Below are 26535 nucleotides of genomic sequence, written 5' to 3'. Positions count from 1 at the left end.
CAGAGACTTTGGTATTCATTTAGCGTCTTGCGACGTTTAGAATCCATGTCACTTTGAGTGCCCACACAGATTGTCTGATAAATTGTTAAAGAGCAGTGCCGCTTCGTTTTTCTCAACGGCGCGGGGTGTGCATATTACGCCTTCCCGCTTCAGAGTCAAGCTTTATTTTCGCTTATCTCTGTTGGTGTTCATCTCTGAACCCCGCTAACCCGGCGGCGTGTATGCCGTTGTTCCGTGTCAGTGGAGGCGCATTATAGGGAGTTATTCTGGGGTGACAAGCATAAAATCGAAAAAAGTTATCGTTCGCTTATTTTTCAAACTCACCGTCGATTAAACCCGCGAATCGACCGTTAATTGTGCGATTTCCCGCGCAAAACTGGCTACCTGCGGCCAGTCCGTATAAACCACTTCTTTACGGGTATCCGTCTCCCCCCCGGTCATCTTCATAATGAGGCGGATCATAAAGCGGTCATACCAGCTATAGCGTGGATAACGCAGCGCGCCCGCAAACACAGCACAGCGTTCTGGCTGCCACGGCGAGTTCAATAAAAACTTACGCGTATAGCTGTTGGTCTGCGGCGTGCGTTTCTCCGCTTTACGTGCAACCAGGTTCACTGAATAGAACGCACCGGGCAGGCTGTTTAATGTCGCCAGATGTTTTTTCACAAAGCGATCCAGCGCAGGATGGAAATGGCCATAACGAATAGAAGCGCCAATCACCACGCGATCGTAATCCTGCCAGTGAATCTCTTCCGTCCGATTGAGATTCACCACATCAGCGTAAACGCCCTGCTCTTTCAATTCAGACGCCAGATAAAAGGCGATCTCACGCGTCTGACCATCTCGTGTCGAAAATAAAATGAGTGTTTTCACCAGCTAGATCCTTACTCGCGCCAGAATGTTGGGGTGAACAGCACCAGCAATGTGAATACTTCAAGACGCCCGAACAGCATATTGGCAATCAGGATCCACTTCGCTACCGGGTTCATGCTGGCAAAGTTATCCGCCACCACGCCAAGTCCCGGCCCAAGGTTATTGAGCGTTGCTACTACGGAAGCAAACGCCGAGAAATCATCAACGCCGGTGGCGATAATCGCCAGCATGCTGACGATAAAGACCAGCGCGTAGGCAGAAAAGAAGCCCCACACCGCTTCGAGAATACGTTCCGGCAGCGCGCGGTTGCCAAGCTTAATGCTATAAACCGCATTCGGGTGTACCAGACGTTTCAGTTCACGGTTGCCCTGTTTGAACAGCAGCAGAATACGGATGACCTTCAGGCCCCCGCCCGTGGACCCCGCACAGCCGCCGATAAAAGCAGAGCACAGAAGCAGTACCGGCAGGAACAGCGGCCAGCGGGCAATGCTGTCCGTGGTAAAGCCCGCCGTCGTAGCCATCGACACCACCTGGAAGAAAGCCTGGTTAAGGGTCATCACGGCCGAGCTGTATACATCGTGGAACCACAGCACCAGCGTACAGATGATGACCAGCGTCAGTTGCACGCCGATAAACATTCTGAACTCTGGATCGCGCCAGTAGACCCTTAGGCTGCGCCCACTCAATAAAGAGAAATGCAGGCCGTAGTTACAGCCGGAGATCAGCAGGAAGATAGCAATAATGGTGTTGATAGTCGGGCTATCGAAATAGCCCACGCTGGCGTCGTGGGTCGAGAACCCTCCAATCGCAATCGTAGAGAAGCTGTGGCCAATCGCATCGAAGGCAGGCATCCCGGCAAACCACAGGGCCAGCGCACACGCGACGGTCAGTAACACGTAGATGAACCAGAGCGTTTTTGCCGTCTCGGCAATACGCGGACGCATCTTATTATCTTTCAGGGGGCCTGGCATTTCAGCACGATAGAGCTGCATACCACCGACGCCCAGTATCGGGAGAATCGCCACGGCGAGGACAATGATCCCCATACCGCCGAACCATTGCAGCATCTGGCGATAAAAGAGAATGGCATGCGGTAGCGAGTCCAGCCCCACCAGCGTGGTCGCCCCCGTGGTCGTTAACCCGGAAAAGGATTCAAAAAACGCGTCGGTCACGGTCAGATTCGGCTGTTCCGCGAAGATAAACGGCAGCGCACCCACGCTCCCCAGCACGGTCCAGAACAGCACTACAATCAGAAAGCCCTCGCGGGACTTCAGCTCGCCCTTCTCACGACGGTTAGGCCACCAGAGAATTGAGCCAATCACCAGCGCGGCGAAAAAGGTCTGCGTGAACGCGCGCCCCGCGCCGTCCCGATAGATAAGCGCTACCAGCCCTGGGAGGATCATCGTCCCGGAAAAGAGTATGACCAGCAGTCCAACAATTCGGGTTATGGCACGAAAATGCATCTCTGCCGTTCCTTTGGTATTCAAAAAGTAAGGTGGGGATTATTCTTCAATCGGCAGTAATTGCAACGCACCACGACTAAAATCAGCCAGTTTTGCTGAAAAAGCCGCCAGTTCCGCCTGAGGAAGCGCCACGCGTAATTGTACCGTCGCCTGGTAATCACTCTGCACAATCACGCCGTTAACGTTTTTAAGCAGCGTTTCGATGCCAGATAACTGAGCGTAATCACACAACAAAGTATATTCGGTAAGTGGCGTTTTGCGGACCGTCTGCAACAGATTAAGCGCCTGCTGCACTCCTCCGCCGTAGGCTTTTACCAGCCCACCGGTTCCTAACAGGATGCCGCCGTAGTAGCGAACCACCACGGCGGTGATCTCCCCGACGCCGCTTCCCATCAACTGAGAGAGCATCGGTTTACCCGCTGTTCCTGCGGGCTCACCATCATCAGAAAAGCCAAGCTGTTGCGAATCATTCGGCGGACCGGCGACCCACGCCACGCAGTGGTGGCGGGCAACAGGATGGTCTGCGCGAACAGATTCAACAAAGGCTTTCGCCGCCTCCACGCCGTCCGTATGGGCCAGCAGCGTGATAAAGCGGCTCTTTTTGATCTCTTCAACGAAGGTGACCGGCTCAGCCGGTATCAGCCAGCTGTCCATCACGCCAGTTTCTGATCTCGCGTCATGTTCTCGATGCTGTTTTCGTGAATCACCACGTTATCTTCGATACGAATGCCACCAAACGGCTTCAGCGCTTCAATTTTCTGCCAGTTGAAGTGTTTGCTGAACGGGCCTTCACGCCACGGCTGCAGCAGAGAGTCGATGAAGTAAATGCCTGGCTCAATGGTCAGCACCATGCGCGGTTGCAGCACACGGGTGCAGCGCAGGTAAGGATACTTCGACGGCGCGGCCAGATGCGTGCCGGTATCATCCTGCATAAAGCCAGCCACATCATGAACCTGCAGGCCCAGCGGATGACCAATCCCGTGCGGCATGAACGGCCCGGTGAGATCGTTTTCCACCATCGCCTCTTCGCTCATATCTGTCAAAATCTGGTGTTTACGCAGCAGTTTGGCGATGCGCTGATGGAATTGAACGTGGTAATCGACGTAGCTGGTACCCGCCTTCAGGGTGCTGATAAGCGCCAGCTGTTCGTCATTCACATCTTTGATCAGCTGCGCGAAATCCGTATCGGCATTCGCCGCCCAGGTACGGGTCAGATCGGCTGCATAACCGTTGTATTCGGCGCCCGCATCCAGCAGGAAACTGCGCATCTCGGCCGGCACGCGGTGATCCAGTTTTGTATAGTGCAGCACGGAAGCATGCTCATTCAGCGCCACGATGTTGCTGTAAGGCACGTCCGTATCGCGATGACCGGTCGCCGTCAGGTACGCCTGATTAATGTCGAACTCGCTCATCCCGGAAAGGAAGGCTTCCTGGGCCGCCTGATGACCGTTCACCGCCGTTTTCTGCGCTTCGCGCATACAGGAGAGTTCATAGTCGGTCTTATACGAACGGTAATAGTGCAGATAATCAATCACGCCTTTCGGGTTGATGTTATCCGCAGGAATATCCAGACCCCGAGCACGCTCCGGCACCGGACCAATATACCCGATGTTGCCACGCGCAGCAGGCAGCTGGCTGCCGATACCGTCGGCTTTTGGCAGGGCAATCACATCCACTTCTTCGGTCCAGAAGCTGGTCGGCAGCGGCTCCACGTTGTGCCAGTAATCGACCGGCAGATAGAACCACAGTTTCGGCTTGTTCACGCCATCCACCAGCAGCCAGCAGTTGGGAACCTGCGTCACCGGCACCCAGGCTTTGAACTGCGGATTTACCTTGAAGGGATACGGATGGTCATCCAGGAAGACGTTGACCAGCTCACCAGAGTGAATAAGCAGCGCATCGAGCTTAAAGCGGGCCAGTACATCGCGGGTACGTTCCTGTAACGTAACAATATGATTTTTATAAAGTGAGGCCAGTGAGTCCATCATTCTTCCTTTCTTTATTGAGCTCAAGTCTTCGCATCTTAGCACACCTCGCTTTTACTGCGTCATTTCCACCGAGCGTGATCAATGCAGCATTTATTTAATGAGTGATTTGCATTTTATTAACATAAATTCCACACTCGACTTCATCTGGTATGACCAGATCCAATTGCTGGATTCAGGAGACTGACATGCTCTACAAAGGCGACACCCTGTACGTAGACTGGCTGGAAGATGGCATCGCCGAACTGGTGTTCGATGCCCCCGGCTCAGTCAACAAACTCGACACCGCGACGGTGGCCAGCCTCGGCCACGCGCTGGATGTCCTCGAAAACCAATCTGATTTGAAAGGGCTGCTGCTGCGTTCTGAGAAAGCCGCCTTTATTGTCGGTGCCGACATCACCGAGTTCCTCTCCCTGTTCCAGGTGCCGGAAGAACAGCTCAGCCAGTGGCTGCATTTTGCCAACAGCGTCTTTAACCGCCTGGAAGACCTTCCTGTTCCCACGATCTCTGCCGTCAACGGCTACGCGCTGGGCGGCGGCTGCGAATGCGTGCTGGCGACAGACTATCGTCTCGCCACGCCGGACCTGCGCATCGGCCTGCCGGAAACCAAGCTGGGCATCATGCCGGGCTTTGGCGGTTCCGTACGTATGCCACGCATGTTGGGCGCCGACAGCGCGTTGGAAATTATTGCTGCAGGTAAAGACGTAGGCGCAGATCAGGCGCTGAAAATTGGCCTGATTGACGGCATCGTGAAGCCGGAAAAACTGCGCGACGGTGCGATCAGCATTCTGCGTCAGGCGATCAATGGCGATCTCGACTGGAAAGCCAAACGCCAGCCGAAACTTGAGCCGCTGAAACTCAGCAAAATTGAAGCCACCATGAGCTTTACCATTGCCAAAGGCATGGTGATGCAGACCGCCGGAAAACACTATCCGGCACCGATCACCGCCGTCAAAACCATTGAAGCCGCCGCACGCTTTGGCCGCGATGACGCGCTTAAATTAGAAAACCAAAGCTTCGTGCCACTGGCGCACACCAGCGAAGCGCGTGCGCTGGTCGGCATTTTCCTCAACGATCAGTACGTGAAAGGGAAAGCCAAACAACTCACCAAAAACGTTGAAACGCCAAAACACGCGGCGGTACTCGGCGCAGGCATTATGGGCGGTGGGATTGCCTACCAGTCGGCCTGGAAAGGCGTGCCGGTAGTGATGAAAGATATCAACGAGAAATCCCTGACGCTGGGCATGAACGAAGCGGCCAAGCTGCTCAACAAACAGCTTGAGCGCGGCAAAATTGACGGTCTGAAGCTGTCGGGTGTGATCTCAACCATTCAGCCAACGCTGGAGTACACCGGTTTTGATCGCGTGGACATCGTCGTTGAAGCGGTCGTCGAAAACCCGAAAGTGAAAAAAGCGGTACTGGCAGAAACGGAAGAGAAAGTGCGCCCGGATACGGTTCTGGCGTCCAATACCTCGACCATTCCGATTGGCGAACTGGCAAGCGTTCTGAAGCGCCCGGAAAACTTCTGCGGCATGCACTTCTTTAACCCGGTCCATCGTATGCCGCTGGTCGAAGTGATTCGCGGGGAAAAAACCTCCGACGAAACCATTGCCAAAGTGGTGGCGTGGGCCAGCAAAATGGGCAAAACCCCGATTGTGGTGAACGACTGCCCAGGCTTCTTCGTCAACCGCGTGCTCTTCCCGTACTTTGCCGGATTCAGCCAGCTGCTGCGCGACGGCGCGGATTTCCGCAAAGTCGACAAAGTGATGGAAAAAGTATTCGGCTGGCCAATGGGCCCGGCGTATCTGCTGGACGTGGTCGGCATTGATACAGCGCACCATGCGCAGGCTGTGATGGCCGCGGGTTTCCCACAGCGGATGCAGAAAGATTATCGCGACGCCATCGATGCACTGTTCGACGCCAGTCGCTTTGGGCAGAAAAACGGTCTGGGTTTCTGGCGTTATAAAGAAGACAGCAAAGGCAAGCCGAAGAAAGAGGACGATGCTGCCGTTGAAGATCTGCTGGCTGGCGTCAGCCAGGCAAAACGTGATTTCAGCGACGAAGAGATTATCGCCCGCATGATGATCCCGATGGTCAACGAAGTAGTGCGTTGTCTGGAAGAAGGCATCATCGCCAGCCCGGCAGAAGCAGATATGGCGCTGGTCTACGGCCTCGGCTTCCCTCCGTTCCACGGCGGTGCGTTCCGCTGGCTGGATACGCTCGGCAGCGCGAAGTATCTCGACATGGCGCAGCACTATCAGCATCTCGGGGCGTTGTATGACGTGCCGGAAGGCCTGCGTAATAAAGCGCGTCATAACGAACCGTACTATCCCCCAGTTGCGCCTGCCCGTCCGGTTGGCGAGCTGAAAACGGCTTAAGGAGTCACAATGGAACAGGTTGTCATTGTCGATGCAATTCGCACCCCGATGGGCCGTTCGAAGGGCGGCGCATTCCGCAACGTGCGCGCGGAAGATCTCTCCGCGCACCTGATGCGTAGTCTGCTGGCGCGTAATCCTGCGCTGGAAGCGGCTGCGCTGGATGATATTTACTGGGGCTGTGTACAGCAAACACTTGAGCAGGGTTTTAACATCGCCCGTAACGCTTCCTTGCTGGCCGAAATCCCGCATTCGGTTCCGGCGGTCACCGTCAACCGTCTGTGCGGTTCGTCGATGCAGGCGCTGCACGATGCGGCTCGCATGATCATGACCGGCGATGCGCAGGTCTGTATGGTCGGTGGCGTCGAGCACATGGGCCACGTGCCGATGAGCCACGGCGTCGATTTCCACCCAGGCATGAGCCGTAACGTGGCGAAAGCCGCGGGCATGATGGGACTGACCGCCGAAATGCTCTCCCGCATGCATGGCATCAGCCGCGAAATGCAGGACGCCTTTGCTGCGCGATCTCATGCCCGCGCCTGGGCTGCCACGCAGTCCGGCGCCTTTAAAAATGAAATCCTCCCGACCGGCGGCCACGACGCTGACGGCGTACTGAAACAGTTCTACTTCGACGAAGTGATCCGCCCGGAAACCACCGTCGAAGCGCTTTCCACGCTGCGTCCGGCGTTTGACCCGGTGACCGGCACGGTGACGGCAGGCTCATCCTCTGCCCTTTCCGACGGTGCTGCGGCGATGCTGGTGATGAGCGAAAGCCGCGCTCGCGAGTTAGGCCTGAAGCTGCGCGCTCGCGTCCGTTCCATGGCCGTAGTGGGCTGCGATCCCTCGATTATGGGTTACGGCCCGGTTCCGGCGTCAAAACTGGCGCTGAAAAAAGCCGGTCTGACAGCCAGCGATATCGACCTGTTTGAGATGAATGAAGCGTTCGCCGCGCAGATCCTGCCGTGCATTAAAGATCTGGGGCTGATGGAGCAGATCGACGAGAAGATCAACCTCAACGGCGGCGCGATCGCGCTGGGTCATCCGCTGGGTTGTTCGGGCGCGCGTATCAGCACCACGCTTATCAACCTGATGGAACGCAAAGACGCTCAGTTTGGTCTGGCGACGATGTGTATCGGGTTGGGTCAGGGGATCGCGACGGTGTTTGAGCGGGTGTAATGAGAAAGCCGGGGGCGTTTCGCTCCCCGGCCTGTAACAGAATAAATGATTTAGTTGCCGTTTTTCCCGCCTGTCAGGGGCGGGTTTTTTATTTAGATAAACGCAAACGCATCGCCGAACAGGCGATCTTCCCGCGCATCACGCTCATGGCAGAACAGGTCGCGAGCAATCTTCGCCATCTCAAAACGCCCGGCAATATAGATATCGTGTCCGGCGAGCGTCCCGTGATCCTGCAATACTGCTGTCAGCACCGTACCTGAGCGCCCGCGCCAGCCCTCTTCCGGCTGCTCAACCACAGGCTCAACGCGCAGATTCGGGTGCGTTACGCTCAGTGCTTCCAGCTCGGAAAGATCGTAGAGATGTTTCTCTTCGCGACCGCCCCAGTAGATGGTGATGTCGCGGTCCGGATTTTGCGCCAGCGCAGTCAGCAGAATCGAACGCACATAGGAGAAGCCCGTTCCCCCGGCAATCAGAATCAGCGGACGATCTTCGTCTTCACGCAGCCAGGCTTCGCCGTGCGGGATATCGACATCGATTTCACGCTCTTTCAGAATACGGTCCATCACCGCCATGGCATACAAATTAAGCTCTGACGCACCAATATGCAGCTCAATAAATTCCTGCTCCGCTGGCGTAGACGCCATAGAGAAAGGGCGCTTATCACGTTCATCCATCACCACCATCAAATATTGGCCAGCGCGGAAAGAGAACGCCGCCTCCGGAACCAAACGGACGCGATATACGGTGTCGGTGATAGCATCTACCGAGGTCACTTTACAGCTTAAGGTTGTCATTCGCTCTCTCTGTCGGGAAGTCTATAGGGCTTAACGGTCAGACTCGGGCTTACCGTCATTCAATATGGCCAACTCGTCCCAAATCGCGTCAATTCGCGCGGTCACTTCAGGATCTTTTTTAATCGGGCGACCCCATTCACGCTCAGTTTCGCCGGGCCATTTATTGGTGGCATCCAGTCCCATTTTTGAACCAAGCCCAGAAACCGGCGAGGCAAAATCCAGATAATCAATCGGTGTATTTTCCACTAACACCGTGTCGCGCGCCGGGTCCATACGCGTGGTGATGGCCCAGATAACGTCATTCCAGTCGCGGGCATTGACGTCGTCATCACAGACAATAACAAATTTGGTATACATAAACTGGCGCAGGAATGACCACACGCCCATCATCACGCGCTTGGCGTGACCTGCGTACTGTTTCTTCATCGTCACCACCGCCAGGCGGTAAGAACACCCTTCTGGCGGCAGATAGAAATCGACAATTTCCGGGAACTGCTTTTGCAGAATCGGTACAAACACTTCATTCAGCGCGACGCCTAATACAGCAGGCTCATCCGGCGGACGGCCGGTATAGGTCGAGTGATAAATCGCATCTTCACGCTGCGTAATGTGCGTAACGGTAAACACCGGGAAGCTATCCACTTCATTGTAGTATCCCGTATGGTCACCATAAGGCCCTTCCGGTGCCAGCTCGCCCTGTTCGATATAGCCTTCAAGCACGATTTCCGCGCTGGCAGGCACTTCCAGATCGTTAGAAATACACTTCACCACTTCCGTTTTGGTGCCGCGCAGCAGGCCTGCGAAAGCGTATTCCGACAATGTATCAGGCACCGGCGTCACGGCGCCGAGAATGGTCGCCGGATCGGCACCGAGCGCCACTGAAACCGGGAAACGCTCGCCCGGATGCGCCGCACACCACTCCTGGAAATCAAGCGCACCGCCGCGATGCGACAGCCAGCGCATAATCAGTTTGTTTTTGCCAATCAGCTGCTGGCGATAAATACCGAGATTCTGACGCTCTTTATGCGGGCCACGGGTAACCGTCAAACCCCAGGTGATCAGCGGCGCGGCATCTTCAGGCCAGCACTGCATGATTGGGATTTTGGTCAAATCGACGGCATCGCCTTCGAGGATTTTCTGCTGGCACGGTGCACCGCGCAGGCGTTTGGTTGGCATATTCAACACCTGCTTAAACTGCGGCAGTTTGTCGAACAGATCGCGGAAGCCTTTCGGCGGCTCTGGCTCTTTCAGGAATGCCAGCAGTTTACCGACTTCACGCAGCGCACTGACATCTTCCTGGCCCATCCCCATCGCCACACGCTTAGGCGTGCCGAAGAGGTTGCAGAGCACCGGCATGGAATAACCTTTTGGATTTTCAAACAGCAACGCGGGGCCACCGGCACGCAGGGTGCGGTCAGCGATTTCTGTCATTTCCAGATAAGGATCAACAGGGAGCGTAATGCGTTTGAGTTCGCCCTGCTTTTCCAGCAGCGCCAGGAAGTCGCGTAGATCGTGGTATTTCATGCAGTTAGTCATGGCCTCTCTGTAAGCGCTTCATTATACGGCGTTCGTCATCATGACGCTGTAATTTTGTTAAATAAGCGTGAAGTTCTGCCTCAACTTCCGCTTTCGGCCATTATAATCACCTTAGCGATCCCTTCGGGGTTTTGATATGCTTGCGCCGCGAACAAAGGGAAAGAGTGATTATGCAAGCCTGGTATTTACTGTATTGCAAACGCGGGCAAATTCAGCGTGCGCAGGAACATCTTGAGCGTCAGGCAGTCAATTGTCTGATGCCTGTTATTACGCTCGAAAAAATGCTGCGCGGCAAGCGTACAACAGTCAGTGAGCCGCTGTTCCCTAACTACCTTTTCGTCGAATTCGACCCGGAAGTGATCCACACCACCACCATCAATGCCACGCGGGGTGTCAGCCACTTCGTGCGCTTTGGCGCGCATCCGGCCACCGTGCCGTCGACGGTGATACATCAGCTTTCTGTCTACAAACAGCCGGAAGATATTACCGACCCTGAAACGCCGTTCCCCGGCGATAGCGTTGTTATCACCGAAGGGGCATTCGAAGGGTTTGAGGCAATATTTGCCGAGCCAGACGGCGAAGCGCGCTCCATGCTGCTGCTGAACTTCCTTAATAAACAGGTACGTCAGAGCGTCAAGAATACCGAATTCCGCAAGGTTTAAAACGTCACGCCGAACAGGCGACGAACGTTTTCATCCGTCTGTGCGTCCAGCCACTGCAATTCTTCGCCCCGCCAGTGGGCGATCCGCTCCACGATATGGCCAAGATAAGCCGGTTCGTTGCGTCGTGAGGCAGGTTTGGGCCGCATGTCGCGCGGCAGAAGGTACGGTGCATCCGTTTCGACTAACAGCCGATCGGCAGGAATAACCGGCAGCAGCTCGCGCAGCTCCAGTCCACGTCGTTCATCGCACACCCAGCCGGTTATGCCCAGATACAGCCCGCGATCCAGACACTCAATAGCCTCCTGGCGTGAGCCGGTAAAGCAGTGCAGCACCGCGCCAGGCAGCTTATCCAGCCAGGGTTCCAGCAGCGTCAGAAAACGTTCGTGGGCGTCGCGGCAATGCATAAACACCGGCATCCCGAGTTCTGCCGCCAGTGCCAGCTGCGCGGTAAACGCCTTCTCCTGCTCGGCAGGAGTAGAAAAGTTGCGGTTAAAATCGAGACCACATTCGCCAATCGCCACCACCTCTGGTGTTTTCGCCAGCGCATACAGCGTCCCGGCGCTTTCATCATTCCAGTGGCTACTGTCGTGAGGATGTACGCCAGCGGTTGACCAGCAGTGCTCAAAGCCTTGCGCCAGCTGCTGCGCATGCTCGCTTTCCTGAAGGTTGGTGCCCGTCAGCAACAGCCCGTTGACGCCCGCGGCAAAGGCACGCGCCACCACCTCATCACGATCTTTGGCAAACTGCGAACTGGTCAGATTTAAACCGATATCAAACATGCTCTCTCCCATATGACAACCGCCCTGTCGGGCGGCTGGTTTTACTCTTCTGTCGGATTCTCTGGCTCATCTTCTTCGTCATCCCGTGAGCGACGTTTGCCCACATAGAAGCGCGAGAAGAACACGCCAACCTCAAACAGGCAGTACATCGGTATCGCCAGCAGGGTTTGCGAGAAGACATCCGGCGGCGTCAGCAACATCCCGACCACGAACGCGCCCACCAGCATATAAGGGCGTTTCTTACGCAGATCTTCCGGCGTGGTGACGCCCATCCAGCAGAGCAGGACGATCGCGACCGGCACCTCGAAGGCCACGCCGAACGCCATAAACAGCGCCATCACAAAGCTTAGGTAGCTGGCGATGTCCGTCGAGACCTGCACCCCTTCCGGCGCGGTGTGCGTCAGGAAGCCAAAGGCCAGCGGGAAGACGACGAAGTAGGCAAAAGCCATGCCGATATAAAACAGCAGCGAACTGGAGACCAGCAGTGGGATCACCAGCTTACGTTCATGTTTGTAGAGCGCTGGCGCCACAAACGCCCACACCTGGTAAAGAATCACCGGCGCAGACGCAATCAGCGAGACCCAGAAGGTCAGCTTGATTGGCGTGAAGAACGGCGACGCCACATCGGTGGCAATCATCGTTGCACCCAGCGGCATCTGCTTAATCAACGGCGCGGAGACAACCTGATAGATGTCGTTAGCGAAATAGACCAGGCACAAGAAAATCAGGAAAACGGCAATAATGCAGTTTAACAGACGCTTACGCAGCTCAATGAGGTGCGTAATAAGTGGTTGAGTATCATCTACTGCCATGTTTACGCTTTATCACTCGACGAGGGGGCGGATTCGGAAACGGGCGCGGCGGCTTTTGCTTCTGCAGCTTTCGGTTTTACCTCAGGCTCTTGTGCAGGGACGGGCTCTTGCAGATCAGGGGCTTGCGATGGCGCACTGGCCTGATGCTCCGCTTCGGCAGGCGTAACGCCTTCGCGCTGAGCGTCGCTATCTTTTACCAGCGGATTACGAATAGTGTTCGCTTCATCGCTCGCTTTTTCAGGATCGTTGACGCTGTAAGAACGCTTCATGGACTCCGCAGCTTCACGCAATTCATCCATCGAGGCTTTCAGCTCAGGCGACAGATTATCCATGCTCGCCTTTTCAACCTTTTTCAGGCTGTCCTGAAACTCCTGGAGCTTGAGTTCCTGCGCCAGTTCATTTTGCACCGTCGTGGCCAGCGAGCGCAGCGCGCGTACCCAGCCTGCGACAGTTTTTACTGCCACCGGCAGACGTTGCGGGCCTAATACAATCAGGCCAATCACGAATACCAGCAGCAGTTCACCAAAACCAATATCGAACACGACTTACACCTGCTCTTTATCGTGGCGTTTAGCGTCTTCCTTTTTGGCTTCGTCCTGTTTGTCTGCGATGGTTTTAGCCGTAAAATCCGCGTCCTGGCTGGATTTTTCTTGCTTGTCTTCATCATCGCTGATGGCTTTCTTGAAGCCTTTGATGGACGCGCCAAGGTCGGAACCGATAGAACCGAGCTTTTTGGTGCCGAACAGCAGCACGACGATGACGGCAATGATTAACAATTGCCAGATACTGATACCACCCATACTACATCCTCGATAGATGATTAATTAATCAGGTTGCATTATACGTATGCAACCTGGCGATAGCGACGCAAATTCAGCGCGTTTTTCTCCAGCCGATCAGCCAGACCACAAGGCCTCCGGCCATCACCCAGGCGGGCATCATCTCCCAGTCCGGGCGGTTGATCAGCAACAGCGTGCCGCTGAGCAACAAGGTAGCGCCAATGCCAAAGAGGTAGCGAGACTGCCCCTGACGCACGCGATTGGACTGAAGCTCGCTGGCGATTTTATCCATGCTGTGCTGAAGGTTCTTGCTCTGACGCAAAGTGTCGTAAACCAGTTCAGGGATCTCTGGCATTTTTTCGATCCAGAACGGCGCTTTGTCTTTAAACGCACGCACCAGCGAAGGAAGGCCCACCTGATCCTTAATCCACGACTCAAGGAAAGGTTTCGCTGTTTTCCATAAGTCTAACTGAGGATAGAGCTGGCGGCCTACGCCCTCAACGTAAAGTAGTGTTTTCTGAAGTAAAACTAACTGCGGTTGCACTTCCATATTGAAGCGTCGCGCGGTGTTAAAGAGATTCAGCAGAACGTGGCCAAATGAGATTTCTGACAGCGGCTTCTCAAAAATCGGCTCACAGACGGTGCGGATCGCAAACTCGAACTCTTCGACGTTGGTATCCGGCGGAACCCAGCCCGAATCCACGTGCAGCTCGGCCACCTTACGGTAATCGCGATTAAAGAAGGCGATAAAGTTCTCTGCCAGATAGCGTTTATCTTCTTTGTTCAGCGAGCCGACAATACCGCAGTCGATGCCGATGTATTTCGGATCTTCCGGGTGTTCGTAGCTTACAAAAATATTACCTGGGTGCATGTCGGCGTGGAAAAAGCTGTCGCGGAATACCTGAGTGAAGAAGACCTGCACGCCGCGCTCGGCCAGCAGTTTCATGTTGGTGCCCTGATTTTCCAGCGCCACCACATCCGAGACGGGAATGCCGTAAATGCGCTCCATCACCATCATGTTCTGACTGCAGTAGTCCGAATAGACCTCAGGCACATACAGCATCGGGCTGTTTTCAAAGTTACGGCGCAGCTGAATGGCGTTGGCCGCTTCGCGCAGTAAATTCAGTTCATCGATCAGCGTTTTTTCGTACTCACGCACCACTTCGACTGGGCGCAGACGACGACCATCCGGTAACAGGCGCGGGACCCAGCGAGCCAGACGGTAAATCAGCTTCATGTCTGCTTTAATGATCGGCAGGATATCCGGGCGAATCACCTTGATGACGATCTCTTTGCCGTTCTCTTTCAGCCGCGCAGTATGCACCTGCGCAATGGAGGCAGAGGCCAGCGGGGTGATCTCAAAATCATCGAACCAGGTTTCAACAGGAATGCCGCCCATCGCCTCTTCAATCTGCTGCTTGGCACGCGCACCGTCGAAGGGTGCAACGCGGTCCTGAAGCAACGCCAACTGATCGGCAATTTGCGGTGGGAAGAGATCGCGGCGGGTAGAGAGCATCTGCCCAAATTTAATCCAAACCGGGCCGAGCTCCTGCAACGCCAGTCGCAACCGCTCGCCGAGCGGCTGATCTTTATGACGGTTTGGCATCCAGAACAACATGCGCCGCCCGAATCGCAGCGGCAGCGTAATACGCATTTTGGGGATAAGCTCGTCGAGCCCGTAACTCAAAAAGGTGCGGACGATAAAGTAGAGGCGCCGAATTTCACCAGGCGTCATTTGCCCTCCAGTTTTTCCAGCCGTTGGGTTAGCGCGTCAACCGCGCGTTCGACAGCGGCGGTTTCTTCTGCAAACCACGCCATCTCAAGCGGACCGGGCGCCATTCGCCACTCTTCGGTCAGCACTTCAGCCACGTAGCGTTGCTGGCGCTGCACGCCTTTACGTAAAAAGGACGACCCGCCGCGCAGAAACTTGCCGATGCCTTCGGCCATGATGTCACCGGTATAAGGTGCCAGTAGCTCCGCCGGGTCAAACTCAGCCAGATCGGCCAGTGCGACAAAGTTTTGCACCACCTGAATATCGCCTTCGACTTCCAGCTCACCGCTGCGGATTAGCGCCGTGAGTTGCTGACGGTCGCGCAGTTTTGGCAGCACGCTCATGTGCGTAATGACAGAGCAATCGGCGTCGCCTTCCCACTCGCCCACGACATCCAGCTGACGTTCGCTGAACACCAGCACCAGCGGCGTCGAGAACTCTTTTAGCACCACGCGAAGTACCTTGCCGTTTAGCCGCTGGCGCGCCGTTTTCAGCGCAGGCGAGCGATACAAAAAGGTATTCAGGACATTCTCGATGCCTGCGGTGACTAACGGTTTAAAAGGCATACGTTGCCTCCAGTCAGAACTTGTAGCCGCGATGCAGCGCAACAACACCCGCCGTCAGGTTGAAGTACTCAACGTTTTCAAACTCGGCATCCTGCATCATGGCTTTCAGGGTGTCCTGATCCGGGTGCATACGGATAGACTCCGCCAGATAGCGATAGCTTTCTGCGTCTTTTGCCACTAATTCGCCAATACGCGGCAAAATGTGGAAGGAATAGGCGTCGTACGCTTTGCTCAACGGCTCAATAATTGGTTTGGAGAACTCCAGCACCAGCAGACGTCCACCCGGCTTCAGCACGCGATACATGGAACGCAGCGCTTTTTCTTTTTCGGTGACGTTACGCAGACCGAAAGAGATGGTGATGCAGTCGAACGTGTTATCGGGGAACGGCAGGGCCTCGGCGTTAGCCTGTACATATTCAACGTTACCGACCACGCCGATGTTGCGCAGTTTTTCGCGCCCCATTTTCAGCATGGAGTCGTTGATATCAGCCAGTACAACGCGGCCCGTTTCACCGACCATGCGGGAGAATTTTGCGGTCAAATCACCGGTACCGCCGGCTAAATCCAGAACGGTTTGACCACGGCGAACACCGCTACAGTCGATAGTGAAACGCTTCCACAAGCGATGAATGCCGAATGACATCAGGTCATTCATGACATCGTACTTTGCCGCCACGGAATGGAATACGTGGGCCACCATGTCTGCTTTCTGCTCTTTGGCGACAGTCTGAAAGCCAAAGTGCGTTGTTTCTTGTGAATCTTCAACCATCTCAGTGCCTGCTAATCAGTCAAATGTGCATGAAGTGTAACAGATTGGGCGCGTTTGCCCTACGATTCAACCACCCTGAAAGAATCGTTCTGACTGCGTTTCAGGGGCGGTTTGTGCCGCTAACTCACTGTCATCACTGCTCATATTTCGTTCATTCACGCCTTCGCGCAGACGATACTCTTCATCCTGAGCCGTGGCCTGCTCCGCCAGTTCCGGATTAATCTCGCGCTTAACCTCTACACCCAACGTGCGAAACGCTTCGGCTTGTGCCAGCAAATTACCCCGCCCGGAGGAGAGTTTTTTCATCGCCTGTCGATAGTTATCCTGCGCGCGATCCAGGCTTTGCCCCACGGAAGACATATCGTCGACAAACAGGCGCATTTTGTCATACAGCTTGCTGGCGCGATCGGCAATCTGCTGCGCGTTACGGCTTTGATGTTCGTAGCGCCACAGGTTGGCAATGGTGCGCAGCGCCACCAGTAGCGTGGTCGGGCTGACCAGCATAATGTTGTTTTTCAGCGCTTCGGTGATAAGCTCCGGCTGCCTGTCGAGCGCCAGCAGGAACGCCGGTTCGACCGGGATAAACATCAACACATAGTCCAGCGACCGCAGGCCGGGTAACTGCTGATAATCCTTACGGCCCAGCAGACGAATGTGATTGCGCACGGAGGCGATATGTTCCTGCAGCGCGGATTCGCGGGTGAAATCGTCTTCCGCATTGAAGTAGCGCTCGTAGGCCACCAGCGTCATTTTGGCGTCAATCACCACGTCTTTGCCCTGCGGCAGACGCACGATCACATCGGGCTGCATCCGCGAGCGGGAATCGGTCTCAATGCTGACCTGCGTTTCATATTCGTAGCCTTCGCGCAGCCCGGAGGCCTCCAGCACGCGGGTTAGCACCACTTCTCCCCAGTTGCCCTGGGTTTTGTTGTCGCCTTTCAGGGCGCGCGTCAGGTTGACCGCTTCTTGCGCCATTTGCGCATTTAACTGCTGAAGATTACGGATCTCGTGCGCCAGCGTATGACGTTCACGGGCTTCCTGACCAAAGCTGTCCTGCACCTGGCGACGAAAACCGTCGAGCTGTTCGCGCAGCGGCGTCAGCAATCCATTCAGGCTCTGGCGGTTTTGTTCATCGACGCGGCGATTGCTCTGTTCAAAAATACGGTTGGCGAGGTTTTCAAACTGCTCGCTGAGGCGCTGTTCGCTGTTGATCATCTGGCGGATTTTATCTTCCGCATGCAGCTGGGTGGATTCGAGACGGGTGGTGACTTCGCGGAGATCCGCTTCCAGGGAGGTATTAATATCGCGCAGATTGCGCAGTTCGTTGTTGAGCAACTCGCACTCATCGCGCCAGTGACTGCTCTGGGCCAGCTGCTGTTTAGCAGCGCTCAGCTCAGCGACCATCTCTTCACGATCGAGCAGCTGTTCCGCTTTATGCTGAGCATGTTGATAGCTCGAGATCAGCCAGCCAATGACCAGCCCCGCCAGCGCTATCGCCGCATAAACGATGATTGAGATATCCACAACGCCTCCTGCATCAAACCATTACCCGCACAAAATAGAATTGTGCTGTATAAACGTCCAGTTTGAAAGGAATTTCCTGCGAGGCGTTACGCAAAAAAGAAAAGGCCGAACGTGTCGGCCTTGAACAGAATGTTGTGCGATTAGATCAGGCGGCGAGCCGCTTCGACCACAATTTTCACCGCGTGGCTTTCGGTTTGCTTCATGGTTTCTGCGTTCGGGATCTCTTGCTGAGTACGGTTAACGATTACGCCCGCCACCATACCCGCACGCAGACCCTGGCTTGCGCACATGGTCAGAAGCGTTGCCGATTCCATTTCGTAGTTCATGACGCCCATCGACTGCCACTCTTCCATAGAACCTTTAAAGCGGCTCACCACGCGACCGGAGAAGGTGTCGTAGCGCTCCTGGCCTGGGTAGAAGGTGTCAGAAGAAGCGGTCACGCCAATGTGCGTGGTTGCGCCGATAGATTTTGCCGCCTCAACCAGAGCCGTCGTACATTCGAAGTCAGCGACAGCCGGAAATTCCATTGGTGCGAAGTGCAGGCTTGCACCGTCCAGACGCACAGACGCGGTCGTCACCAGAACGTCACCGACGCTGATGTGCGGCTGAATCGCGCCGGTGGTGCCGATACGCAGGAAGGTACGAATGCCCAGCTGCGCCAGCTCTTCCACAGCAATAGAGGTAGAAGGGCCGCCGATACCGGTCGAGCACACAATCACCGCTTTGCCATCCAGCTCAGCACGCCAGGTGGTGAATTCACGATGCGCTGCCAGCTTAACCGGCTTATCCATCAGCGCGGCGATCTTTTCCACACGCTCAGGATCGCCAGGGACGATAGCCAGCGTAGCCCCTTGTAAATCGTTTTTAGTGAGGCCGAGATGAAAAACATCAGACTTAGACATAGGTGACTCCTCTGTGGGTCGGTGTGTCAGAAGAAGTAAAACGGTACTTTACAGAAGCACCAGGCTTAATTTCGTGACACACCTCACCATGAATGAAAATGGTTGCAGTTAATTTCCACAAAATAGTGATTTACATCACATTAACAAGTTATATCGTTCAGGGCTGCACAAAAGATAGCCCGTTTCGGGCACTGTGAGTTGTTAACTTGAGGTCTATATTTACTTTTGCGCTTACAGGTACGGAGAATACCATGACACAAAAGACCCATTTTGCACCTGCTGCTGCCCCTCTCGCCGCGACCATCGTCTCCACGTCAGAAGAAGCCATTACCGCAGGCGAAACCTCGATCCCCTCGCAGGGTGAAAACATGCCCGCTTATCACGCGCGCCCGAAAGAGGCCGACGGTCCGTTGCCGATCGTCATTGTGATACAGGAGATTTTTGGCGTTCACGAACATATTCGCGATATCTGCCGCCGTCTGGCGCTGGAAGGCTATCTGGCCGTTGCGCCGGAGCTTTATTTCCGCCAGGGCGATCCGAATGATTACAGCGATATCCCGACGCTTTTCAGCAATCTGGTCAGCAAAGTGCCGGATGCGCAGGTGCTTGCCGATCTGGACCACGTCGCCAGCTGGGCCGCGCGCAACGGCGGCGATCCGCACCGTCTGCTGGTCACCGGTTTTTGCTGGGGTGGACGCATCAGCTGGCTGTATGCCGCGCACAATCCGCAGCTGAAAGCCGCCGTGGCGTGGTATGGCAAACTGGTCGGTGAGAAAACGCTGAATTCACCGAAACATCCGGTGGATATCGCGACCGATCTTAACGCGCCGGTTTTAGGGCTGTACGGCGGACAAGACACCGGGATTTCGCTTGAGAGTGTGGACACCATGCGCCAGGCGCTGCGTGCCGCCAATGCCAAAGCCGACATCGTGGTCTATCCCGACGCGGGACATGCCTTTAACGCCGACTATCGTCCGAGTTATCACGAAGAATCCGCCAAAGATGGCTGGCAACGTATGCTGGCCTGGTTCAGGCAGTATGGAGCGAAAAAGGGTTAAGTTGCTCACACATTGACGCAACAACCGCAGCCGTTGTTTGACTTTTAAACAGAATTTCGACGATATAAAAAGCACAGGCGTGTAACTACGATCCGTAGGCAAGACCTGAAGCCCATCTCTCTCTTTCGGGGGGAAAATGGGCTTCAGGTCTTTTTTTTTGTTCTGGAGACAGGGGCCAGACATGAATCACTTGCAGACAGCACTGGATATCATCGCCCAGGTGGGCGGCGCTGAAAACATCGAGCATCTCGAGCACTGCTCCACCCGCTTACGGCTGAGCCTTTACGATAACGGGAAAGTGAACGAGCGCGAACTGGCGAAAATTGATGGCGTGCTCGGCGTGCGCGTCAACGTACAGTGCCAGGTCATTATCGGTCATGAAGTGGTGCAGGTTTATGAAGCGGCGCGCTCCCTCATCGGCACACCCCAGGCAAATGCGTCAGCTCAGACGGTCAAACCGCATCGTGGCGCGCAAATCGTCGACTTTGTGATAAGCGTCTTTCAGCCGCTGGTCCCGGCCATTGCGGGCGGCGGCGTACTGAAATCGCTGCTGCTGTTGCTGGATGTACTTGGCTGGCTCAGCCGCGACAGTTCCACTTACAAAGTGCTGGATAACATCGGCTCGGCCCCGCTCTATTTCCTGCCGATACTGGTGGCGATAACCACTGCGACGAAGCTCAAAGTGAACGTGCTGGTTGCCGTCTCTGCCGTAGCGGTAATGGTGTTACCGGCAATGACGAAGCAACTGGCTGATGGCGCAGAGTTTATGTCGTTTGATCTGCGCAATGTCGCCTATGCCTCGCAGGTCTTCCCGGCCATTCTGTGCGTGCTGTTTTACGCTCAGACCGAGAAGCTGTTCAACCGTTACTCTCCTGGCGCACTGCGTATTTTTCTCTCGCCGATGCTCTCTCTGCTGGTCACGGTGCCAGTGACGTTGCTGATCCTGGGACCATTGGGCTATGAGCTTGGCGCGGGCCTGGCCACGGTGATCTTATGGCTCTATGGCAAGCTGGGATTTGTGGCGACCGGGTTACTCGCGGCAGCCCTGCCGTTTATGGTCGCAGCCGGAATGCATAAGCCGATGCTGCCTTATGCCGTCGCCTCGATGAGCCAGTTCGGGCGCGAAATGCTCTATCTGCCTGCGTCGCTGGCACATAACATCGCAGAGTCTGGAGCCTGTCTGGCCATTGCACTCCGGAGCAAAGATAAGGTACTGAAATCCACCGCCTTCTCCGCAGGTATTTCCGCGCTGTTCGGTATTACCGAACCCGCCCTGTATGGCGTCACGCTTCTCAATAAAAAAGCACTTTATAGCGTGCTTGCGGGTAGCCTGGTTGGCGGCGCATTTATCGGCTGGATGGCCATCGAAGCCTTTGCGCTGGTAGGGCCAGGCCTTGCCAGCATCTCCATGTTCGTCTCACCCGATAACCCAATGAACATCGTCTGGGCCTTTGCGGGTGCCGGTTTATCTTTTGTCATCGCCTTTCTGAGTGCTCTGCTGTTATGGCGCGATAAAGCCCCGCAACAGGCCGATGAACTGCACTTTATCCGTCCCGTAGAGGGGCAAATCATCCCGCTGGAAAACGTTAACGACGACGTTTTTTCACGCAAAATTATGGGCGATGGCGTAGCCATTGTCCCTTCGCAGGGCGTCCTGCGTGCTCCCGCCGACGGCACGGTCGTTAACGTCTTTGAAAGCGGTCATGCCCTAAGCCTCTTAACGGATGCAGGGGTTGAGCTGATTTTCCATATCGGCATCGACACCATCAGGCTGCAGGGCGACGGATTCCGCCCGCTGGTGAAAGAAGGCCAGCACGTGAAAAGCGGCGACACACTGATTGAGTTTTCTCTCGACACCATCACCGCCGCCGGGCTGGATCCGGTTGTGGTCATGATCGTCACGAATGGCGAACGATTCTCGCTGACACCAGGCAGTAACCACGACAAAGACACTCATCCTCACATCATCATGACGCTAAAGGAGTCCGTGTAATGGATAAATCCCTCCCGTTTCCGCAAGGTTTTTTATGGGGCGGCGCGATTGCCGCTAATCAGGCCGAAGGAGCATGGAACATTGATGGCAAAGGGCCGTCCGTCGCTGACGCCATCACCTGGAAGCCGAACCTGTCGCTGAAGGATTATGACGGTCATATGGCGCTGACGGATGAAAATATCCGCGATGCGTTTGAAGGGCGCAACGATGCGCTTTATCCCAAGCGTCGCGGCATTGATTTCTATCACCGCTATAAAGACGATATCGCCCTGTTTGCCGAGATGGGCTTTAAGGTTCTGCGCGTGTCCATTGCCTGGTCGCGTATCTTCCCGACAGGCGAGGACGCAGCCCCTAATGAAGCGGGCCTGCAGTTTTACGAGGAGATGTTCCGCGAGCTGCGCCGCCATAATATTGAACCGCTCGTCACGCTCTCACATTATGAAATGCCGCTGGCCCTGAGCGAGAAGTACAACGGCTGGGTACATCGTAACGTGGTGGATGCTTTCGTGCGGTTCAGCAATGTCTGCTTTGATCGCTACAAAGATCTGGTGCGCTACTGGCTCACCTTTAACGAAATCGACAGCATTCATCGCCATCCGTTTACCACCGCCGGGATTCGCGAAGAGAAAAGCGCGCCAGGAAAGGCGCAGCAGGACATTTACCAGGGGCTGCACCACCAGTTCGTGGCCTCTGCGCTGGTGACCCGCGACTGCCACGCCAAAATTCCCGGCAGCCAGGTCGGGTGCATGCTGACGAAGCTCACCACCTATCCTCACAGCTGTCGCCCGCAGGACGTAGAGGCCACGCTGAAAAAAAATCTCGAAAACTACTTTTACGCCGATGTGCAGGTCTTTGGTGAATATCCGCCACTGATCCTGCGCGATCTCGCCAGCCGTGATATTCAGATTGAGATGCAGGCAGACGATCATCGTATTTTGAAAGATCACACCGTCGATTTTGTCTCGTTCAGCTATTACATGTCCCTCACCGAATCGACGCAGGCTGATGTCGAGCGCACCGCGGGTAACACGATTCTGGGGGTAAAAAACCCGTACTTGCCTGCATCCGAGTGGGGCTGGCAGATTGATCCCGTCGGGTTGAAAATCTCCCTGCTCGAACTGTATGACCGTTACCAAAAGCCGCTGTTTATTGTCGAAAATGGCCTAGGGGCAAAAGATACCGTCGAGGAAGGGAAAATCCACGACAGCTATCGTATCGACTATTTCCGCGCCCACTTCGAACAAACATTGGCAGCTATCAACGAAGGGGTAGATGTGATGGGATTCACCACCTGGGGTTGTATCGACATTATCAGCGCGGGCACATCGCAGATGTCCAAACGCTACGGCTTTATTTATGTCGACCAGGATGACGAAGGTAACGGCACGCTGGAACGCCTGAAAAAAGAGTCGTTCTGGTGGTACCAGAGAGTGATTGCCAGCAATGGCGCTGACATGAGCTAAACGGCCAGGCCGCAGGAATAACCGTGATAACGATAAAAAAATCGCTCAATAACAGTATGCTGCTGGTCGATCACGACCAGCGGGAGATGATCCTGTTTGGTAAAGGGATTGGGTTCGGAGCCAAACCCGGTACGCATATCGACCTGGCGCAGGTGGAGAAAGTCTTTCTGCCGCTTAGCGATCTGAAATCACGCCATTTTTTATCCCTGACGGATACCATTCCTGCGGCGTACTTTGACGTCAGCCATGAGATTCTCACGCTCGCCCGCAGCCTGTGCGGCGAAAAGCTGAACTCCGTGCTGCTGTTTACGCTCGCCGAACATTTGCATTTTGCGGTGGAGCGTAGCCGTAACGGGCAGCTGATCCTGAATAAACTGAGCTGGGAAGTGAAGCGCTATTACCCGCAAGAATACCGCGTCGGGATGCAGGCGCGAGACAACGTGAATGAACGCTTTGACGTAGAGCTGCCGGAAGAAGAAGCGGTCAATATTGCGTTCCATCTCATTAACGCCAGCAGCCAAGATGACAACAGCTCCGCCCATCAGCAGGTCGAACTGGTGAATCGCATCGCCGAGATCGTGCGATACAAGCTGAGCAAAGCGATCGATACGGAGTCGGTGAATTACCGGCGGTTTATCACCCATCTGCGCTATTTCGCGGAACGCGTGTTAAGTGGAAGCGTGGTGGTCAGTGAGACCGAGGATTTTTATCAGGAGCTGATGCGCCATCGCCCGGACGCAATGACCGTCGCGTGGGTGATTCGCGATTACGTCCAGGAGAAGTATCAGCTAACGCTGCCGAAAGATGAGCTGACGTGGCTGAGCATTCACATCAGCCGGTTAATGGACGGTCATGCCTAGGCCGGGCAATCGCCCGGCCATATCGCATTACGCCTGACGCAGGTTCTGCGCGGCTTTCACCATGTTCGCCAGTGCCGCACGGGTTTCTGGCCAGCCGCGGGTTTTCAGGCCGCAGTCCGGGTTGACCCACAGACGCTCAGCCGGAATACGCTGGGCGGCTTTCTGCAGCAGAGCTTCAATCCACTCCACGCTGGGTACGTTCGGGGAGTGAATGTCATACACGCCCGGTCCGATTTCGTTTGGGTAGTCGAACTCTTCGAACGACTCCAGCAACTCCATATCGGAACGCGACGTTTCAATGGTGATCACATCCGCATCCAGCGCGGCGATCGAGTCCATGATGTCGTTAAATTCGCAGTAACACATGTGGGTGTGGATCTGCGTGTCGTCCTTTGCCACGGCGGCGTTGATGCGGAACGCTTCCACGCCCCACTCCAGATACGCCGCCCAGTCGCTGCGACGCAGCGGCAGACCTTCGCGCAGTGCCGGTTCGTCAATCTGGATGATGCCAATGCCTGCCGCTTCCAGATCCGCCACTTCATCACGCAGCGCCAGCGCAATCTGTTTGGCGATGGTTTCGCGGGTCACGTCTTCGCGCGGGAAGGACCAGCACAGAATAGTCACCGGACCGGTCAGCATGCCTTTGACCGGTTTGTCGGTCAGAGACTGGGCGTACTTCGCCCATTCGACGGTAATCGCTTCCGGGCGGCTCACGTCGCCAATCACCACAGGTGGTTTCACGCAGCGTGAGCCGTAGCTCTGCACCCAGCCGTTCTGGGTAAAGACGAAACCGTCCAGATGCTCGCCGAAATATTCCACCATGTCGTTACGCTCGGCTTCGCCGTGAACCAGCACGTCCAGACCCAGGCGTTCCTGCTCAATAATCGCCTGTTTGATGTGTTCGGCGATGCCGGTGCGGTAGTTATTGGCGTCGAGATTGCCTTTTTTGAAGTCCAGACGCAGGCCGCGAATTTCAGTGGTCTGCGGGAATGAGCCAATAGTGGTGGTTGGCCAGGCCGGCAGATTAAAGCGCGCGCGCTGGGCTTCAGCACGAACTTCATAGGCATTTTCACGCTGGCTGTCTTTTGCGGTGATCGCCGCCAGACGTTTTTCCACCGCCGCGTTGTGAACACGAGTCGAGTGACGGCGCGCCTGAATCGGTGCGCTCCATTCGGTAATCGCAGCCGTGTCGCCGCTGTTCAGCGCATCGCGCAGCAGGGCCAGCTCTTCACATTTTTGCAGGGCGAAGGCAAACCAGCTTTTCACTTCCGCATCCAGACGCGTTTCCACGCTCAGATCGATCGGGCTGTGCAGGAGGGAGCAAGACGAAGCTACCCACAGATCACGTTGGCCGACAATGTCTTTGATCTGCGCGTATTTCTCGGTCAGATCGGCGCGCCAGACGTTACGTCCGTTGACCAGACCGGCAGAGAGCAGCCAGTCAGACGGCAGGCGTTTGTGCAGCTCAGCTACGTCATCGTTGCCGTGAACCAAGTCAACGTGCAGGCCCTGCACCGGCAGCGCGGTGATGGTGTCGAGGTTCGGCGTGACGCCTTCGAAATAGGTGGTCAGCAGCAGTTTAACCTGCCCGGAGAGAGCGTCGTAAGCCGGTTTGAAGGCATCCAGCCACGCTTGAGGCAGCTCCAGTACCAGCGCCGGTTCGTCGATTTGTACCCACTCGATGCCGCGTTTTGCCAGCTCAGCCAGCACCTGCTGGTACACCGGCAGGATGTCTTTCAGCAAGCTCAGGCGGTCAAACTGCTCGCCTTTCACTTTGCCCAGCCACAGATAAGTTACCGGGCCGAGCAGTACAGGTTTGATTTTGTGGCCCAGCGCCAGCGCTTCGTCCACTTCATCCAGGATTTGCGTCCAGGTCAGTTTGAACTGCTGGCCTTTTACAAACTCCGGCACCATGTAGTGATAGTTGGTGTTAAACCATTTCGTCATTTCTGCGGCTGCCGCTGGCTCGCCGGTCGGTGCGCGCCCACGACCCAGGCGGAACAGGGTGTCGATATCTACCGATCCATCGTTGTTCTGATGACGAGCCGGCACATTGCCGAGCAGCAGGCTGGTGGTCAGAACATGGTCGTACCAGGCAAAATCGCCCACCGGCAGCAGATCCACGCCTGCCTGTTTTTGCTGATCCCAGTGACGCGCACGCAGCTCGCGTCCAACCGCCAGCAGCTCTTCACGGGTGGCGTTGCCCGCCCAGTAGCTCTCTTGTGCTTTTTTCAGCTCGCGGCGAAGGCCAACGCGAGGAAAACCGAGGGTGTGGTTAATAATTGTCATGTCGCTGCCTCTTATGAATTCGTTATTTAGCCATCCAGATGTTTACACATCCATAATGTGAATGTACTGTATGATCCACAAGCGCAAATTGTTCATGGCGAAGTGA

At 55.4% G+C, this 26535-nt stretch carries 23 protein-coding genes; 7 read left to right on the top strand and 16 right to left on the bottom strand.

Annotated elements, in window-relative coordinates:
* Window positions 1-330 precede the first annotated feature (330 nt).
* Genes hemG through pepQ form a run of 4 tightly spaced genes read right to left on the bottom strand, consistent with a single transcriptional unit; the run spans window position 331 to window position 4321 of the window.
* On the bottom strand, window positions 331-873 hold the full coding sequence (gene hemG, locus F153LOC_RS19475; protein ID WP_100778475.1) for a menaquinone-dependent protoporphyrinogen IX dehydrogenase: 543 nt from the start codon (window positions 871-873) through the stop codon (window positions 331-333).
* An 11-nt stretch (window positions 874-884) separates the two neighbouring features.
* Window positions 885-2336, bottom strand: a complete 1452-nt coding sequence (gene trkH / locus F153LOC_RS19470) for a Trk system potassium transporter TrkH (protein ID WP_100778474.1) — start codon at window positions 2334-2336, stop codon at window positions 885-887.
* Between the two features lie 39 nt (window positions 2337-2375).
* Window positions 2376-2990, bottom strand: a complete 615-nt coding sequence (locus tag F153LOC_RS19465; protein WP_102105631.1) for an IMPACT family protein — start codon at window positions 2988-2990, stop codon at window positions 2376-2378.
* Window positions 2990-4321: a Xaa-Pro dipeptidase gene (pepQ, locus tag F153LOC_RS19460; protein ID WP_102105632.1), complete on the bottom strand. Its 1332-nt coding sequence runs from the start codon at window positions 4319-4321 to the stop codon at window positions 2990-2992. The genes F153LOC_RS19465 and pepQ overlap by 1 nt, the downstream gene beginning before the upstream one ends.
* A gap of 188 nt (window positions 4322-4509) precedes the next feature.
* Between pepQ and fadB the strand changes: the two genes are divergently transcribed.
* Both fadB and fadA read left to right on the top strand, forming a co-directional pair.
* Window positions 4510-6699, top strand: a complete 2190-nt coding sequence (gene fadB, locus F153LOC_RS19455; RefSeq protein ID WP_102105633.1) for a fatty acid oxidation complex subunit alpha FadB — start codon at window positions 4510-4512, stop codon at window positions 6697-6699.
* Window positions 6700-6708: 9 nt separating this feature from the next.
* The gene (fadA, locus tag F153LOC_RS19450) at window positions 6709-7872 is read left to right on the top strand and encodes an acetyl-CoA C-acyltransferase FadA (RefSeq protein WP_102105634.1); all 1164 of its coding nucleotides are present in this window, start codon (window positions 6709-6711) and stop codon (window positions 7870-7872) included.
* Window positions 7873-7964: 92 nt separating this feature from the next.
* Here fadA and fre read toward each other — a convergent pair whose 3' ends face one another.
* Window positions 7965-8666 carry an NAD(P)H-flavin reductase gene (fre, locus tag F153LOC_RS19445; RefSeq protein ID WP_102105635.1) on the bottom strand — a complete coding sequence of 234 codons (702 nt, stop codon included), beginning with the start codon at window positions 8664-8666 and terminating at the stop codon, window positions 7965-7967.
* Between the two features lie 30 nt (window positions 8667-8696).
* Window positions 8697-10202: a 4-hydroxy-3-polyprenylbenzoate decarboxylase gene (ubiD, locus tag F153LOC_RS19440; protein WP_100778468.1), complete on the bottom strand. Its 1506-nt coding sequence runs from the start codon at window positions 10200-10202 to the stop codon at window positions 8697-8699.
* 170 nt (window positions 10203-10372) lie between these two features.
* On the opposite strand from ubiD, the gene rfaH reads away from it, so the two are divergent.
* Entirely contained in the window at window positions 10373-10864 is a 492-nt protein-coding gene (rfaH, locus tag F153LOC_RS19435) for a transcription/translation regulatory transformer protein RfaH (RefSeq protein ID WP_102105636.1), read from the top strand.
* Here rfaH and tatD read toward each other — a convergent pair.
* From tatD to udp, 9 genes are all read right to left on the bottom strand, one after another.
* Window positions 10861-11643 carry a 3'-5' ssDNA/RNA exonuclease TatD gene (tatD, locus tag F153LOC_RS19430; protein WP_102105637.1) on the bottom strand — a complete coding sequence of 261 codons (783 nt, stop codon included), beginning with the start codon at window positions 11641-11643 and terminating at the stop codon, window positions 10861-10863. The genes rfaH and tatD overlap by 4 nt on opposite strands.
* A 41-nt stretch (window positions 11644-11684) precedes the next feature.
* Window positions 11685-12455, bottom strand: a complete 771-nt coding sequence (gene tatC / locus F153LOC_RS19425) for a Sec-independent protein translocase subunit TatC (protein ID WP_100778465.1) — start codon at window positions 12453-12455, stop codon at window positions 11685-11687.
* Window positions 12456-12457: 2 nt separating this feature from the next.
* The gene (tatB, locus tag F153LOC_RS19420; RefSeq protein ID WP_102105638.1) at window positions 12458-12997 is read right to left on the bottom strand and encodes a Sec-independent protein translocase protein TatB; all 540 of its coding nucleotides are present in this window, start codon (window positions 12995-12997) and stop codon (window positions 12458-12460) included.
* A 3-nt stretch (window positions 12998-13000) separates the two neighbouring features.
* Window positions 13001-13255, bottom strand: a complete 255-nt coding sequence (tatA, locus tag F153LOC_RS19415; protein ID WP_100778463.1) for a Sec-independent protein translocase subunit TatA — start codon at window positions 13253-13255, stop codon at window positions 13001-13003.
* Window positions 13256-13328: 73 nt separating this feature from the next.
* A complete protein-coding gene (gene ubiB, locus F153LOC_RS19410) occupies window positions 13329-14969 on the bottom strand; it encodes a ubiquinone biosynthesis regulatory protein kinase UbiB (RefSeq protein ID WP_100778462.1) in 1641 nt (546 codons plus the stop codon).
* On the bottom strand, window positions 14966-15571 hold the full coding sequence (gene ubiJ, locus F153LOC_RS19405; RefSeq protein WP_102105639.1) for a ubiquinone biosynthesis protein UbiJ: 606 nt from the start codon (window positions 15569-15571) through the stop codon (window positions 14966-14968). The genes ubiB and ubiJ overlap by 4 nt, the downstream gene beginning before the upstream one ends.
* Before the next feature lie 13 nt (window positions 15572-15584).
* Window positions 15585-16340 carry a bifunctional demethylmenaquinone methyltransferase/2-methoxy-6-polyprenyl-1,4-benzoquinol methylase UbiE gene (gene ubiE, locus F153LOC_RS19400; protein WP_100778460.1) on the bottom strand — a complete coding sequence of 252 codons (756 nt, stop codon included), beginning with the start codon at window positions 16338-16340 and terminating at the stop codon, window positions 15585-15587.
* A 66-nt stretch (window positions 16341-16406) separates the two neighbouring features.
* A complete protein-coding gene (gene rmuC / locus F153LOC_RS19395; RefSeq protein ID WP_102105640.1) occupies window positions 16407-17864 on the bottom strand; it encodes a DNA recombination protein RmuC in 1458 nt (485 codons plus the stop codon).
* A gap of 140 nt (window positions 17865-18004) precedes the next feature.
* Window positions 18005-18766: a uridine phosphorylase gene (gene udp, locus F153LOC_RS19390; RefSeq protein WP_095283865.1), complete on the bottom strand. Its 762-nt coding sequence runs from the start codon at window positions 18764-18766 to the stop codon at window positions 18005-18007.
* A 251-nt stretch (window positions 18767-19017) separates the two neighbouring features.
* Here udp and F153LOC_RS19385 point away from each other — a divergent pair, with 251 nt between their 5' ends.
* The 4 genes from F153LOC_RS19385 to F153LOC_RS19370 all read left to right on the top strand — a co-directional run bounded on the left by F153LOC_RS19385 (window position 19018) and on the right by F153LOC_RS19370 (window position 24140).
* A complete protein-coding gene (locus tag F153LOC_RS19385; RefSeq protein WP_100778458.1) occupies window positions 19018-19824 on the top strand; it encodes a dienelactone hydrolase family protein in 807 nt (268 codons plus the stop codon).
* 181 nt (window positions 19825-20005) lie between these two features.
* Window positions 20006-21817 carry a beta-glucoside-specific PTS transporter subunit IIABC gene (locus F153LOC_RS19380; protein WP_102105641.1) on the top strand — a complete coding sequence of 604 codons (1812 nt, stop codon included), beginning with the start codon at window positions 20006-20008 and terminating at the stop codon, window positions 21815-21817.
* Window positions 21817-23280: a glycoside hydrolase family 1 protein gene (locus F153LOC_RS19375; RefSeq protein ID WP_102105642.1), complete on the top strand. Its 1464-nt coding sequence runs from the start codon at window positions 21817-21819 to the stop codon at window positions 23278-23280. The genes F153LOC_RS19380 and F153LOC_RS19375 overlap by 1 nt, the downstream gene beginning before the upstream one ends.
* Before the next feature lie 23 nt (window positions 23281-23303).
* On the top strand, window positions 23304-24140 hold the full coding sequence (locus F153LOC_RS19370) for a PRD domain-containing protein (RefSeq protein WP_100778455.1): 837 nt from the start codon (window positions 23304-23306) through the stop codon (window positions 24138-24140).
* A gap of 27 nt (window positions 24141-24167) precedes the next feature.
* Here the strand turns inward: F153LOC_RS19370 and metE are convergent, their stop codons facing one another.
* On the bottom strand, window positions 24168-26429 hold the full coding sequence (gene metE, locus F153LOC_RS19365; RefSeq protein ID WP_102105643.1) for a 5-methyltetrahydropteroyltriglutamate--homocysteine S-methyltransferase: 2262 nt from the start codon (window positions 26427-26429) through the stop codon (window positions 24168-24170).
* Between the last annotated feature and the right edge of the window lie 106 nt (window positions 26430-26535).

It is taken from the genome of Lelliottia sp. F153 (genome assembly GCF_002870005.1).
GTDB classification, from domain to species: domain Bacteria; phylum Pseudomonadota; class Gammaproteobacteria; order Enterobacterales; family Enterobacteriaceae; genus Enterobacter; species Enterobacter nimipressuralis.
The sequence above is the reverse complement of the archived record's forward strand: the minus strand, read 5'-3'. Positions and strand labels throughout refer to the sequence as shown.